Source organism: Spongorhabdus nitratireducens (assembly GCA_947387575.1).
GTDB lineage: Bacteria > Pseudomonadota > Gammaproteobacteria > Pseudomonadales > Endozoicomonadaceae > CANDOC01.
On record CANDOC010000001.1, the window covers coordinates 16307 to 30903 of the forward strand.

At 50.8% G+C, this 14597-nt stretch carries 11 protein-coding genes; 8 read left to right on the top strand and 3 right to left on the bottom strand.

Going from position 1 to position 14597, the window contains the following annotated elements:
* Positions 1–26: 26 nt before the first annotated feature.
* The 3 genes from ACYZZ0_RS00110 (at position 27) to ACYZZ0_RS00120 (ending at position 2502) form a co-directional block, all read left to right on the top strand.
* Positions 27–968: a LysR family transcriptional regulator gene (locus ACYZZ0_RS00110; protein ID WP_461534530.1), complete on the top strand. Its 942-nt coding sequence runs from the start codon at positions 27–29 to the stop codon at positions 966–968.
* 134 nt (positions 969–1102) lie between these two features.
* Positions 1103–1282, top strand: coding sequence for a hypothetical protein (locus tag ACYZZ0_RS00115; protein WP_461534531.1), 180 nt, complete (start codon positions 1103–1105; stop codon positions 1280–1282).
* A 2-nt stretch (positions 1283–1284) separates the two neighbouring features.
* On the top strand, positions 1285–2502 hold the full coding sequence (locus ACYZZ0_RS00120) for an MFS transporter (protein ID WP_461534532.1): 1218 nt from the start codon (positions 1285–1287) through the stop codon (positions 2500–2502).
* Positions 2503–2553: 51 nt separating this feature from the next.
* Here the strand turns inward: ACYZZ0_RS00120 and ACYZZ0_RS00125 are convergent, their stop codons facing one another.
* Positions 2554–5061 (bottom strand): RING finger protein, encoded by a 2508-nt coding sequence (locus ACYZZ0_RS00125; RefSeq protein ID WP_461534533.1) that lies wholly within the window; start codon positions 5059–5061, stop codon positions 2554–2556.
* 710 nt (positions 5062–5771) lie between these two features.
* On the opposite strand from ACYZZ0_RS00125, the gene fadB reads away from it, so the two are divergent.
* Both fadB and fadA read left to right on the top strand, forming a co-directional pair.
* Positions 5772–7928, top strand: coding sequence for a fatty acid oxidation complex subunit alpha FadB (fadB, locus tag ACYZZ0_RS00130; RefSeq protein ID WP_461535419.1), 2157 nt, complete (start codon positions 5772–5774; stop codon positions 7926–7928).
* A gap of 110 nt (positions 7929–8038) precedes the next feature.
* Positions 8039–9214, top strand: coding sequence for an acetyl-CoA C-acyltransferase FadA (gene fadA, locus ACYZZ0_RS00135; protein ID WP_461534534.1), 1176 nt, complete (start codon positions 8039–8041; stop codon positions 9212–9214).
* 89 nt (positions 9215–9303) lie between these two features.
* Here fadA and ACYZZ0_RS00140 read toward each other — a convergent pair whose 3' ends face one another.
* Positions 9304–9831, bottom strand: coding sequence for a nucleoside triphosphate pyrophosphohydrolase family protein (locus ACYZZ0_RS00140; protein ID WP_461534535.1), 528 nt, complete (start codon positions 9829–9831; stop codon positions 9304–9306).
* Positions 9832–10337: 506 nt separating this feature from the next.
* Here ACYZZ0_RS00140 and topA point away from each other — a divergent pair.
* From topA to ACYZZ0_RS00155, 3 genes are all read left to right on the top strand, one after another.
* Positions 10338–12974 carry a type I DNA topoisomerase gene (gene topA, locus ACYZZ0_RS00145; RefSeq protein ID WP_461534536.1) on the top strand — a complete coding sequence of 879 codons (2637 nt, stop codon included), beginning with the start codon at positions 10338–10340 and terminating at the stop codon, positions 12972–12974.
* A gap of 127 nt (positions 12975–13101) precedes the next feature.
* Entirely contained in the window at positions 13102–13596 is a 495-nt protein-coding gene (locus ACYZZ0_RS00150) for a DUF6586 family protein (RefSeq protein WP_461534537.1), read from the top strand.
* 122 nt (positions 13597–13718) lie between these two features.
* A complete protein-coding gene (locus tag ACYZZ0_RS00155) occupies positions 13719–13967 on the top strand; it encodes a hypothetical protein (protein ID WP_461534538.1) in 249 nt (82 codons plus the stop codon).
* 110 nt (positions 13968–14077) lie between these two features.
* Here the strand turns inward: ACYZZ0_RS00155 and ACYZZ0_RS00160 are convergent, their stop codons facing one another.
* The gene (locus tag ACYZZ0_RS00160; RefSeq protein WP_461534539.1) at positions 14078–14584 is read right to left on the bottom strand and encodes a SulA-like leucine-rich domain-containing protein; all 507 of its coding nucleotides are present in this window, start codon (positions 14582–14584) and stop codon (positions 14078–14080) included.
* Between the last annotated feature and the right edge of the window lie 13 nt (positions 14585–14597).

Sequence of the window (14597 nt, forward strand, 5' to 3'; positions counted from 1 at the left end):
CTGTTAGCTTGGTTTACCTGCCTACGATGGAACTGGAAGAAGTTTACCGCCGTGATCTCAATCTGCTGGTGGCACTTAAAGTGCTGCTGGAAGAGGGGAGTGTCTCGAGAGCCGCGCATCGGCTGCACCTGAGCCAGTCTGCCATGAGTCGGGTACTGGGTCGTTTAAGAGAGCTGCTGAATGACCCGCTGCTTATTCGTCAGGGACAGCAACTGATCCCTACTGAGCGGGCGCTGGAGGTCAGTGAGCAACTTGATCAGCCTTTGGACCAGTTAGGTCATTTGCTCAAGCAGGATGATTTTGATCCGCGTACCTGCGACAAGCGATTTGTGATTGCTACCACTGACTATGCCATGCAAACCATTCTCCCGTTTGCCCTGCCGCGGATTTACCAGGAAGCGCCGGGTATTCAGCTTGAATTTCCTCCAGTTCAGCATGAGCAGTTACTGGACCAGCTTTCGGCAGGATGTGATATGGCGATTAATCGGCCAGAAGGAAGTGTAGAACCCTTGCACTCCAGTCGGCTTGGACCAGTCAGTGTTTTTTGTCTGCTTTCAAAAAAACATCCGCTGGCACAGCAGGAACTGACCCTGAAGGATTATCTGAATTACCCTCATGCCCTGATTGCCATCAGTGATGGCGTCAAAGCACTGATAGATGAAGCCTTGCGTGGAACAGAGCCGCAGCGGAAAATGGTTCTGCGTGCCTATCATTTGCAGGCTGCTTTAGCGATCGTTGATACCATGCCACTGATCATAACTGTACCGGCTGATCTGGCCTATCTGGTTGCTGACAAGCATGACCTGGTTATCAAATCCCTGCCGTTTGAATTCAAACCCTTTGATTACTGGTTGATCTGGCATCCGCGCTGCGATCACTCTGCGGCACAGTTATGGTTGCGGCGATTATTGAAAGAAGAGTGCAGTCGTTTAATTAATCAGCGAATAAGGGATATGGGGTTGGCCTGATACTGACTCCCTTTCATTCTGTTATTGAATATATGCGCTTTGTGCATGTGCTTTCTGATTTTTATTCATTTGAATCATTTATAAGCAAATCATAAGCTCTTATTTCACATTTTCTCCCTCTGGATTCCCTCATCATGAACTCCCAATCACTGCGCGCTCAGCTGCTGCGCATGGGGTTGCTGTTGGCTGTTGTGCTGGTAGTGCTCCACAACTCTCCCGCGTTACAGCAGGTGTTTGCCCGACAAGCCGTTAAAGCCGGCTGTCATCAGCAGGAATCTGTTTCGTCTGCCTCCCCTCATGCAGGACATCATTGATCGTGAGTATTTTTCGTTTTCCACTGCTGGTGTGGATGGGTATTGCTACCCTGATTTTCAGCCTCGGTATTCGCCAGTCATTCGGCATTTTTATGATGCCGGTTTCAGAAACCTTTAACACTGGTCGGGAGTTTTTCAGTCTGGCCATTGCCTTGCAGAATTTGCTGTTTGGTGTGTTTCAGCCGTTTGTCGGTATGGCGGCTGACCGCTGGGGGGCTCGGTGGATTATCAGCCTGGGAGCACTGGCTTATGCCGCAGGTCTTTACCTGACATCTATTGCCGCTCAGCCGGAATGGATGTACCTGACGCTGGGAGCCTTAGTCGGTCTGGGATTAAGTGCTACCAGTTATGTGATTGTGCTGGGAGCCGTGGCAAAAGTGGTACCGCCGGAGCATACCGCCAAGGCGTTTGGACTGACGACGGCTGCCGGCTCGTTTGGCATGTTTGCAGTGATACCGGGAGCACAGGCACTGCTATCAGCATTTGACTGGCAGACCGCGTTACAAGTGTTTGCTATGGCTTGCGCAGTAATGGTGGGTTTTGCTTCATTTATGAAAGTGAACAAGCCCAGCTCCAGTGAAGTCACAAATAGTGCCGGAGCATCAGAGCAGACACTGAGGGAAGCTTTGAGGGAAGCCTTTCAGCATAAAGGTTACTGGTTTATCCATATGGGCTTCTTTGTCTGTGGTTTCCATGTGATGTTTATTGCCACCCATTTGCCCAGCTATCTGGCAGATAAGGGGCTCGAGGCTTCTGTGGCCGCACTGGCCCTGGCATATGTCGGTATTTTCAATATTTTCGGTTCCTACTTCTGGGGCGTAATGGGTGACCGGTTTGATAAACGTTATGTAATGACCAGCCTGTATATTGCCCGGAGTCTTGTCATTTTGGCCTTCGTTACTCTGCCGGTGACGTCTTCAACCGCGGCATTGTTTGGTGGAGCAATTGGTTTCTGCTGGTTGGGTACTGTGCCGCTGACATCTGGTCTGGTACGGCAGATTTTTGGAGCCCGGTATCTGTCGACGTTATACGGTCTGGTTTTTCTGACTCATCAGATTGGTAGCTTCCTGGGTGCCTGGGCAGGAGGCCGGATTTATGATTACTACGGTTCCTATGAGCCTATCTGGTGGGCGACGGTTGTTCTGGCCTTGATTGCTGCGATCCTGCATTTGCCCATTAATGCGCGGCCGGTACCTCGTTTGCAATTAGCAGCAGCTTGATTAGCGAGTATCTGAAAACTCCTGTCATAGCTCGGGCTTTAATTGTTCCGGTTATTTCCAAAGCCCGGGTCTCTTTTTCAATACACAGCTATGACACAAGTCGAAGCCGATTGAATTCGGGCTTGATGGACTGCAATGGCGACGGCGGTCATAGCATGTGTTACAGCAGAAACGGAAAGAGCCAACAGGAAATAAATAGCCACAACTGTTGCAGTCATAATAATTTTTACGTGTAACCAGTTGAGGGTTCAATTTGTTGCACCCTTCAACGTCATGAGAAGGCATTCTTTCCAGAACCAGCTGTCGGCATGAGTGGCAGACACTGAAAGTGCATTTACCGCATTTGAAGTAATATTTGTGTTTATTCAGAGCACCAGAACAGACAGGGCATTTAGTATGCTGATCGGCTGTTGATTGCCGGGTCATAACAGCTTTGCAACGGCACGGGATAATGTGGTTGTTGATACAGGGCAGGCAAACATCGATATTATCTGAAACCCATGTGTACTCAGACTCATGCCCTTTTTTTACCAACCGGTACAGTGGTGAAACTTTATCAGGTTTGAAATACCCCCGTGCGAAGATAACCTTGCTTTTGCAACCAGGGTGCTCGCAGTCAACAGAGAACGAACAGTCAACGTTAATATTTTCCAGTACCTGATGCTGCTCGATAAAGTGTGATGATCTTTTTTGGCATGAAACAGGCCTGCAGAACCGTTCCTTACCCCTTATCCCTGGAACTAAAACCTCTGGTAGCAAATGGCTTTCATCAGGCATGTAACAGTCTGCTCTGGCCTTTGCTATGGGGGTAGCAATAGAGGCCAGCAGATATGAAGGATGTGGAGTGCGTGCAATATTCAGTAAAGTCTCTACCACCGTCCGGTCTTCGGTACAAAACAGTAGGCGATATGTTTCTAAAATGGCTTCTGCAGATGTTGATGCATCCTCCAGATTTTTCATATGTTCTTTGCAGAGTCTCGAGAGCTCGTTCTCAGACAGATATTCCTGCAATTCATATTTTGATGTATGAAATACAGCAAGCAGAGCGCCTTCATAATCCATTTGCAGAATATTCATCCATCCCTTCGAGTCTCTGAAGATTCCTCGAATTTTTCCCAGGCTCAAAAGGTGTAATCCTTGCCACAAATCAGAGACTTCCAGATAGGTTTGAGATGCAGGGGCATTACTATCCGCACACCGGAATCGTTGGCTCAGGATGACAGGATCGCTATGGCTGTTGACAGCAATATCATGCGATGTAAGACCGTCAAAGCCATATCCCCGGGTATGAAAGTGCGCCACAATTTCCATTAGTTCCGAAATGAATTGCCAGAATCTTCCTGCATGTGTGTGCTGGTCAAGATCCCACAGACCTTCACTCAGACGTTCAAAGCGTGGAAAAATGCTTATATGGAAACTTCTGGTTGAGTTCGGTGGACTTGCCACAGTCTCAAAGAGCATCGCGGGATAGCCGCTATGACCATAGTTTCCGGCTGCTGCATCAAGTAAGGCCGTGCGTAATGAGATGGCTTCAATCGCGAGCTGCTGATCAGCCTCAGTGGTCAATTCTCGAATCAGAACTTCAATTTCTTCTTTTCCTTTCCGGCCTAGATACCTCACCGAGTTTGTGTAGAGTGGGTGCAACTGTTCTACCAATTTGAACATCTGTAGACTGCACGGGAGATTGTCTGTCAGAAGCTTTGTATACAGGATATGTTGACGACGAGCACTATGCCGTTCCTTCACTGAAGCAAAAGTTTGCGTTTGCCGAAATAACTTCATACTTTCAGAAAATGCCTGTGGGTCAGGTTTGGGTGTTGCACCCGGCGGGTGGACTGTGAATGTGGCAAGGCCACAGAAATACTCTCCTGCAGGAAGGCTGTCATATTCGCCGGGTGGAATAATTTCACCACTGTCGCATGAGATCACGGGAGAATCGAACTTTCCCTGCTTCAAGCCTTCAAAAGCCATTCCTCCCGCGGAATAATTGCCGATATTTTTAATTAAGTAATGGTATTGCGATCTCTGAGAGCGGGGCTTTCTCGTCTCTACCTTTTTAGGGCATCGATGCCAATTAGCACTTATCTCACGGAATGTTACCTGGCTGCTGCAGCTTGAACAGAAAATAGAAACTTCTTTGAGCAAACGTACGCTACTCAGCAAAGTATCAAAATCCTTGTATTTAACGTGCTTACTGTCTGAGCTGGGTTGTCGGCATATGGGGCATATATAAGGAGTTCCATTTTTTTGGGCAATAGCTTTAATACGTTTGTAGCAATTGCGGCATATTGAGTGTACTCCTCCGCATGTTATATATACCGGTGGATCCAGTGGCACGGATTCTTCCGGTTTTGTTGTTTGAACATAAGCTGTTAAACACACGCAGCAGATATCAAAGTTACATAATTCTGATATGATTTTTTGCTGGGTCGCGTCAGCATTTTTTATAAAGTACTGTTTGTCATGAGCAGTAAACTCAAGATTCCCTGCACAACATATATTCTGATGTAGCGTGATAATTAATAAAACAAGCGTTATCAGGTAGCTTCTTGAAATCATACCTGTCACTCGACCCTTATAATCTGGTTGGCATGATTCCGGGAAAATATGATTTACCTGTCACTGTGTGCAGGCGTTATGCTTTCGAATATAAATCAGATTAGAGTATATTTTTATTCATTCAAGAGGCTGGCATACGATTAATAATTCTGTTGCTGTGGGTCTTGCAGGCAAGTGATTCCATCTTTTATTAATATCATTATTTTCACAAAACTAACGCCATAGCTGACACTAAAAATTCACCGGGAAGTAGAAACGGTTTTTTTGGTGAGCATTATTCAAAGTTGTCTTACATTGGCTGTATTCGTCGTATAAAAACGGGATGATATTGCATGGTTCTTTGGCGGTTTTTACTTACTTTTTGATGCTGTTGTGCGTATTCATGCTTGACAGACTGGTGCGGATAGCAGTACGTTTCATTGCGTAATTCAAACGGTTGTATGAATTCGGTTTATGCAGCCCGCCACTGACATCTGGGGGGGAGTCGTGGCGGGCTGCCGTTCAAACCGGCCTTCAGCCGACAACAATAAAAGATTTATGACGCTGGCAGCATGTTGCTGCAAGCGGTAACGGAGCAGACGACAGACAAATATTGCCGGCCGCGCAGGGCTGCCCTGCCGCGGTCGGTTTTGTCTGAATCGGCAAGCCGCCCGGTGAAGCCGGCTCCTGACTGCGCACCACGCCAGTCCATTCAAAATGGAGAAATGCTGATGATCTATGAAGGCCAGGCCATTACCGTTCAGTTACTGGATGACGGTATTGCTCAGCTTGAATTCAACCTCAAGGGCGAGTCAGTCAACAAACTCAGCACCCATGTCATTGATGAACTGAACAGTGCCGTAGCTGCCGTCCGTGCTCGTGTAGAGAGCAATGCGGACGTCAAGGGTCTGGTCGTCACCAGTGGCAAGCCGGTGTTTATCGTCGGTGCCGATATCACCGAATTCCTCGGCCTGTTCAGTGCTGAAGATGAAGTTTTGTTTGAAAAGACCATGCAGGCACACAGCGTATTTAATGCGCTTGAGGATCTGCCGGTTCCGACTGTCTGTGCCATTAACGGTCTGGCACTGGGCGGTGGTTTTGAAACGGCACTGTCCTGTGACTACCGTGTAATGTCGACTGCAGCCAAAGTCGGTCTGCCGGAAGTGAAGTTGGGTATCTACCCGGGTTGGGGTGGTACTGTGCGTCTGTCCCGTCTGATTGGCCCGGACAATGCGGCCGAGTGGATCTGTGCCGGTGGCGAACAGCGTCCTGATGCAGCCCTCAAAGTCGGTGCTGTTGATGCGGTTGTAACTCCGGAAAAACTGCTAGAAGGCGCGGTTGATCTGGCCAAACGTGCGGCTTCCGGCGAGCTGGATTACAAGGCCAAGCGTCAGGAAAAACTGGATCCGCTGAAGCTGAACCAGATGGAACAGATGATGGCATTTACCTCTGCTATCGGTTTTGTCGGTGGCAAGGCAGGTCCTAACTATCCGGCCCCGGTTGCTGCTATCAAGGCGATGCAGAAGCATGCTAACAAGAAGCGTGATGATGCGCTGGCCATCGAAGCCAAAGGTTTTGTAAAAGTGGCCAAGAGCCCGGTTGCCCGTAACCTGGTTGGTTTGTTCCTGAATGATCAGGCACTGAAGAAAACTGCCAAGGCTTACGAGAAAGACGCTGCTGAAATCAACAAGGCAGCGGTACTGGGCGCCGGCATTATGGGCGGTGGTATCTCCTACCAGTCTGCCATCAAAGGCACTCCGGTTGTTATGAAGGATATCAATCAGGCCGGTATCGACCTGGGTCTGGGTGAGGCCAGCAAACTGCTGACCAAGCGTGTTGCGAAAAAGAAAATGGAACCGGCCAAAATGGGTGAGGTGCTGAATCGCATCGAGCCTGCACTGACTTATGCCGAATTTGAAAATGTAGACGTTGTCGTTGAAGCCGTGGTTGAAAACGTCAAGGTCAAGCACGCAGTACTGGCTGAAGCCGAGAAAGCTGTGAAGCAGGGCACTGTCATTGCTTCCAACACCTCTACTATTTCTATCTCCCGTCTGGCGGAAGCGCTGGATCGTCCGGAAGATTTCTGTGGCATGCACTTCTTTAACCCGGTGCACATGATGCCGCTGGTGGAAGTTATTCGCGGTGAAAAGACCAGCGAAAAAACCATCGCCACTGTCGTAAATTATGCCAAGGCCATGGGCAAGTCTCCGATCGTCGTCAATGACTGCCCCGGATTTCTGGTTAACCGGGTACTGTTCCCGTACTTCGGTGGTTTTGCCGGTCTGCTGCGCGATGGTGCTGACTTCCAGCAGGTCGACAAGGTAATGGAGCGCTTTGGCTGGCCGATGGGTCCGGCATACCTGCTCGACGTTGTCGGCATGGACACCGGTGAACACGCCAACAAGGTCATGGCAGAAGGCTTCCCGGATCGTATGCAGGCTGACTTCAAGTCCGGTATGGAAGTGATGGTTGAGCACAAGCGTTTCGGTCAGAAGAACGGTGTTGGCTTCTACCGCTATGAAACCGACAAGAAGGGCAAGCCGAAGAAGATTGTAGACGAGTCCAGCTACGAGCTGCTGGCGCCGGTTTGTGCCGAGCGTAAAGAGTTCGACCAGGAAGAAATCATTGCCCGCATGATGATTCCGATGTGCCTGGAACTGGTACGCTGCATGGAAGACAACATCGTGGCAACCCCGGCTGAAGCTGATATGGGTCTGATTTTCGGTGTCGGCTTCCCTCCATTCCGTGGTGGTGGTCTGCGTTATATCGATGAAATGGGTGTGCAGGCGTTTGTTGATCTGTGCGACAAGTATGCTGACCTTGGCCCGCTGTATCAGCCGACCGAAGGCCTGCGCAAGATGGCTGCTGAAGGCAAGACCTTCTACTAAACGCACGCAGCCAGATAAAAGATCAGTCGGTTTGCTTTTGAAAGCAGGCCGGCTCCCGTTTCAGGAGCAACCTGATGGTATCAGCGTCAGGTTGCCAAGGAGAAAGCATAATGAGCCTGAACCCAAGAGATGTTGTAATCGTTGATGCCGTGCGTACGCCGATGGGCAAGTCCAGAAATGGTCAGTTCCGCAATGTACGCGCAGAAAAGCTGTCAGCTGTTCTGGTTGAAGCACTGAAAACCCGTAACCCTGGCTGGAAGGTCAAGGAAACCGAAGATGTCATCTGGGGCTGTGTTAACCAGACCAAAGAGCAGGGCATGAACATTGCCCGTAATATTGCCATGCTGGCAGATCTGCCCAACACCGTTGGTGGCCAGACTGTTAACCGTCTGTGCGGTTCTTCCATGCAGGCACTGCACTCTGCGGCCCAGGCTATCCAGACCGGTAACGGTGATGTGTTTGTGATCGGTGGTGTAGAGCATATGGGCCACGTCGAAATGACCCACGGTGTTGACCTGAACCCGGAAGCTTCCAAGCACTACGCCAAGGCATCCAACATGATGGGTCTGACCGCTGAAATGCTGGGCAAGATGCACGGCATCACCCGCAAGCAGCAGGACGAGTTTGCGCTGCGTTCTCACCAGAAAGCCTGGGAAGCCACTGTGGAAGGTCGCTGGAACAATGAAATCGTGCCGGTTGAAGGTCACGATGCCAACGGTTTCAAGGTGAAGTGCGAAGTGGATGAGGTGATTCGTAAGGATGCCAATCTGGAATCCCTCTCCAGCCTGCGTCCGGCATTTGATCCGAAAGGTGGTACTGTGACTGCTGGTTCTTCTTCTGCGCTGTCTGACGGTGCCGCTGCGATGCTGGTCATGTCTGCCGAAAAAGCTCAGGAAATGGGTCTCAAGCCGCGGGCGAAAATCCTGTCCATGGCAGTTGCCGGCTGCGACGCCGCTATCATGGGTTACGGTCCGGTTCCTGCGACCAAGAAAGCGCTGAAGCGTGCGGGTCTGACCATGGATGATATCGATGTGGTTGAGCTGAACGAAGCTTTTGCTGCACAGTCACTGCCGGTACTGAAAGATCTCAAGCTGCTGGACAAGGTTGAAGAGAAGGTTAACCTCAACGGTGGCGCAATTGCCTTGGGCCACCCGCTGGGCTGCTCCGGTGCCCGTATCACCGGCACCCTGCTGAACGTGATGGAAGGCCGTGGTGCCAAGCATGGCCTGGCAACGATGTGTATTGGTCTCGGTCAGGGAATTGCGACTGTGATTGAGCGCGTTTAACTACATACTTTGCCTGCCAGTTGAAGGATAAATAATTTTCAATTGGCAGGCACTATTATATACCTTCCTTGAACAAAAAGTGCTCGGGTTCAGTCTGTGCCAGCTTCAAGAATTTCCCGTTCAGCTTCAAGGTTACGACTAATGGCTTGCCCGGAGTCAAACTTCTCCGGATAACGTTGTCTGAGCTTTTTGATATTGATTTCCCGGGCCTCTGTCGGGAGTCGATTCAGTGCACGATACATCATGGCCATGTACCACTCGGTATCACCTGCTTCTTCAAACATATTCACTTCGTCAAATGCTTCTCCACGCATGGCTTTCAGAATGGCCTCAAGCATTTCAGCAGCTTCTGTATAAACCCCCAGCGCAGCATGCAGAATTTCCGGCGCTACGGCGTCAGGGTTGATATTTGAGCTTTTACCCTTGTAGTTCTCAATGTCACTTCCGCTTTCGATCGCCTTGCCATAAAACAATGACTTTTTTGCGATATCGACCAGCTCTCCGGTTTTGATGGCTTGCTCAAGGATGTGTTCGAGCATGGCGGGTTCTACAATTTCTGTATGAAACTGGGTAGATGCAGTACGGGCGGACTCTTTCAAGTATTCTTCAGACTTCATCGTTGCTCCGTTATTGGTGTTATGGCTCAAGTGATTCGATTCATGAAGATTTCTGTTTTTATTAATCTATGTGTTTTTTGGCAATGATATAAGAGTCTTTGTAGCGTCTGGGGCGGGAACGCGATCAATATTATTTTGTGGGGACGGCCGGAATATCAACCTAATGCTTTAGCAGGTTGTCGAGAGCATGTGGCATCCTCCCAATGCCGTGCCCTGCAGCACAATGCAGCTCAAATATATGAAGCGATGTTGCCAGAAGACACACTATGAAAAAAATAGGCACAAAAACGCATAAAACCGGAATCAATTACAAAAAATTTATCAACAAGTGGCTGACAAGTACTTGCTCACCTTGACCGACTTCATGTTAAACCTTATATATTGACCTCAAATTACTGGCTCACCCATACCCGGAACTGGCCGACAGCACTAGGTGAACTATTTTCGCAATATACTTGCAGTATGTCGGTACTGGCCGGAACCGCAACAGGACGTGAATCGCAGAGATGGGTAAATCACTGGTTATCGTAGAGTCGCCTGCCAAGGCGAAGACGATCAATAAATACCTGGGCAAGGATTTCACGGTGAAATCCAGCGTCGGGCATATTCGTGATCTGCCGGTAAGCGGGTCAGGTGCCCGCAAACCTGTGGATGCCAAAGCGAGGGCCAAGGCGGCAGCCGAAACCCGCAAGCTCTCTCCGGAGCAGCGAGAGCTGCACAAGAAGCGCAAGGCAAAGGAGCAGCTGATTGCCCGCATGGGGGTTAACCCCGAGAATAGCTGGGAAGCCAGTTATGAAGTGCTGCCGGGCAAGGAGAAGGTTGTTGATGAGCTGATTCGGTTGGCAAAGACTGCTGACACTGTCTATCTCGCGACCGATTTGGACCGTGAGGGAGAAGCGATTGCCTGGCATCTGCAGGAAGCCATTGGCGAGAATGTAGCCGAATACAAACGGGTTACTTTTAACGAAATCACCAAGAACGCCATCACCGAAGCTTTCAAACAGCCCGGCGAACTGAACATGGATCGGGTTCATGCCCAGCAGGCCCGTCGTTATCTTGACCGGGTTGTCGGCTACATGGTGTCGCCACTGCTGTGGGAAAAGATTGCCCGCGGGCTTTCCGCCGGCCGGGTTCAGTCCGTGGCTGCACGTTTAATTGTTGAGCGCGAGCGTGAGATCCGAAAGTTTGTCCCGGAAGAATACTGGGAAATTTATGCCGACCTGCAAGGCGACAAGGCTAATGCTGTTCGCTTTCAGGTAATGAAGCAGGGAGGCAAGGCCTTCAAGCCCCGTAACCGGACTGAAGCTGAAGTGGCAACCAACTTCCTGCAGTCTGCCGGTTACCGGATTGCTGATCGTGAAGACAAGCCTACCAGCTCCAAGCCGTCTGCGCCGTACATTACCTCTACGCTGCAGCAGGCTGCCAGCACCCGTCTGGGCTTCAGTGTTAAAAAGACCATGACGCTGGCTCAGCGCCTGTATGAAGCCGGTTACATTACCTATATGCGTACCGACTCTACCAATCTGAGTGCGGAAGCAGTGGCCAGTGCCCGTGACCTGATTGCTGACCGTTATGGTAAGAACTATCTGCCGGAACAGCCGAACTCCTACAGCAGCAAGAGCGGCGCGCAGGAAGCGCACGAAGCGATTCGTCCGTCTGACGTGAATGTCTCCTCTGGCAACTTGAAAGGGCAGGATCGGGACGCAGAGCGTCTGTATGAGCTGATCTGGCGTCAGTTTGTTGCCTGTCAGATGCTGCCGGCTCGCTACCTGAGCACCAGCATTACCGCTGCTGCCGGTGACTATGAGCTCAAGGTCAAGGGTCGTACCCTGAAGTTTGACGGTTTCACCCGAGTTCAGCCGCCGGTTGCGAAAAAGGGTGAAGACAGGATTCTGCCTGACCTGCAGAAAGGTCAGGAGCTGAAGCTGGAACAGCTGGATCCACGCCAGCTGTATACCAAGCCGCCGGCACGCTTCTCTGAAGCGGCGCTGGTCAAGGAATTGGAAAAGCAGGGGATTGGTCGCCCTTCAACCTACGCTTCCATTATCTCCACGATTCAGGATCGTGGTTATGTAACAGTGAAGAACCGCCGTTTCTACGCTGAAAAAATGGGTGATATTGTTACCGACCGGCTGGTGGAAAGCTTCCATGATCTGATGGATTACAGCTTTACTGCTCGAATGGAAGAAGAGCTGGATGATGTTGCCGAGGGCAAGGGGCACTGGATTGAACTGCTGGACTCTTTCTATAAGGATTTCAGTAACCAGCTGAACAAGGCTCAGGACAAAGAGAGCGGCATGCGGGCCAACGAGCCGGTAATGACCGATATCGACTGCCCGAGCTGTAGCCGCAAGATGCAGATTCGTACCGCCAGTACCGGGGTCTTCCTGGGTTGCTCCGGCTATGCACTGCCACCGAAAGAGCGCTGCAAGACCACAATCAATCTGGTGCCGGGCGAGGAAGTGCTGGGTGTCGATGATGAAAACGCAGAAGTCGATGCGCTGCGAGCCAAGCATCGTTGTGGCAAGTGTGGCACCGCGATGGAAAGTTACCTGCTGGATGAACAGCGCAAGCTGCATATCTGCGGTAACAACCCGGACTGCGGCGGCTACGAGATAGAGAAGGGCGAATTCCGGATCAAGGGTTATGACGGCCCGACCATTGAGTGTGACAAGTGTGGTTCGGAGATGCAGCTCAAGACCGGACGGTTCGGTAAGTACTTTGGCTGTACAGCTGAAGACTGCAAGAACACTCGCAAGCTGCTGAAGAGTGGTGAAGCGGCACCGCCGAAGATGGACCCGGTGCCGATGCCGGAGCTGGCCTGTCAGAAGGTGGAAGATCACTATATTCTGCGTGATGGTGCTGCAGGCCTGTTCCTTGCTGCCAGTCAGTTCCCGCGGAATCGTGAAACCCGCGCGCCGCTGGTAAAAGAGCTGGTACCGCACCGCAGCGAGATCGATCCGAAATATCACTTCCTGATGGATGCCCCGCAGCAGGATCCGGACGGGAATCCAGCGGTTGTCCGTTATAGTCGTAAAACCAAGCAGCAGTATGTCATGTCTGAAAATGACAAGGGCCGGGCAACCGGCTGGCAGGCCTGGTTCACCGACGGCAAGTGGGAAGAGAAGAAAAAAGGGAAGTAACACCCTCTTACCTTCCAGCGTCGATCATCTATCGCTACTGAACAACAAAGCCGGCTTTTAAAGCTGGCTTTGTTGTATGGATCAGGGTAAAACCAAAAGACCGCAGTAAGAACTCAGGAAGTTATCTATGTCGGGTCTGACCAATGATTATAAAAAACTGACAGACATGCACCTGTTGAGTGCCGGCCAGTTGCTGGAACAGCTTCAAGGCACTGATGTATCACTGATGCAGCAAATGTCGATCCGCCATGCGGCATTGCAGCTGCTGGGGCTGGCTTACCGCTCCCTGCTGGCAGAGACTTTGCAAAGTTATCAGCTGGTACCGGGGCAGTTGCCGGACTCTGCTTTACAGGCTGAGCAGCAACTTCACGGCTATCATTCATCTGAGCTGAAGGAACTGGCAATTCAGGAAACATTGCCTGATTCAATGCCAGGCCGGCTGGTTCGGGCCCAGGCAACCATTATCAGGCCGGAGGAAACTCAGGCAGAAGAAGTCCGGGCACCGGCCCTGATTGCTGTGGCCAAACCGTTAGTCCGGCATTCAGTGACAGATTTACTGGAGTTACTGATGTGGTTACGGGATTATAAAGGAACGCTGCGGGAGCGTTTGGTAGAGTGGTAATTCATACCGGAAAACGTACCAGAGCAAGCTGAAGTAAAGTGAAATTACGGATCTGAAGCACAGGTGGTTGGAAATATTAATACTCGTTACAATCGAAAACAGGTTAACAGGAGAAAGGTGCAATGGCGGAATCTTATCTGGAAATAGTCGAACTCCCCGATGGCCAGATCGCATTGCGCCGGTCTGATGAGGCGGACAATCCGCTGGTTACGATTAATTTTTCAGAAGAGGCACGGGCTTTTCTGGAAGATAATTATATCGAGGTAGCTAAAGCCATGATGAACGCGGCCCTGAATGAGGCGGGGCGGGTTCATGAAATGGAAACCGAGATTGAGGAAGTGGTTATTCCCGAGGAAAGAGTGCTGCACTGAGTTGCAGCGCCTGTTATCAACCCTGCCTATTCACCTTTTCATTCGCTAGTCACCAGCCAGCAAGTACAGGTTTCCCCATCTGAATAAAAGTAGGCCTCGCCAGAGGCCTGCTACCGACTGCGAATAGCCAGACCCTGACTAGCTCCCTGACGTGCTGCCTGCTCCAGTTGCAATACTCCATGCTCTTCCAGTGCCAGAAACCAGCTGACAACGGTATGGCTGGTGCCGGATGCCAGAGCACGGGAGCTGAGCTCCAGAGCATCTTCGTTATTGTCAGCAGCAAGACAGATAACCCGGCTGCCATCAATCGAACTGCTGCGCATCCAGCGGGTCACCTGAGCGGCTTCCTGACGGGAACTGACAACCGTCAGCCAGCGACTGTCATGATTGTCAGCCAGATGGCTCAGCAATGGCTCCAGCAAACCTGAAGGCTGAGCCAGATCCAGCGGCAGTACAATCTCGCTGACTTTACCGGAGTTATACAGTGCCTTGTTACAGGTTCCTTCCCGGGACTGTTGATGCGATCTCACCGCAGGCCGCCTCGACGCACTGCTGAAAGGGTTGCGACGACCTGCGATTAGTTGTTGCTGTTCTGTGCGGGTGCCATGAAACTGCATTGTTCAATCTCCG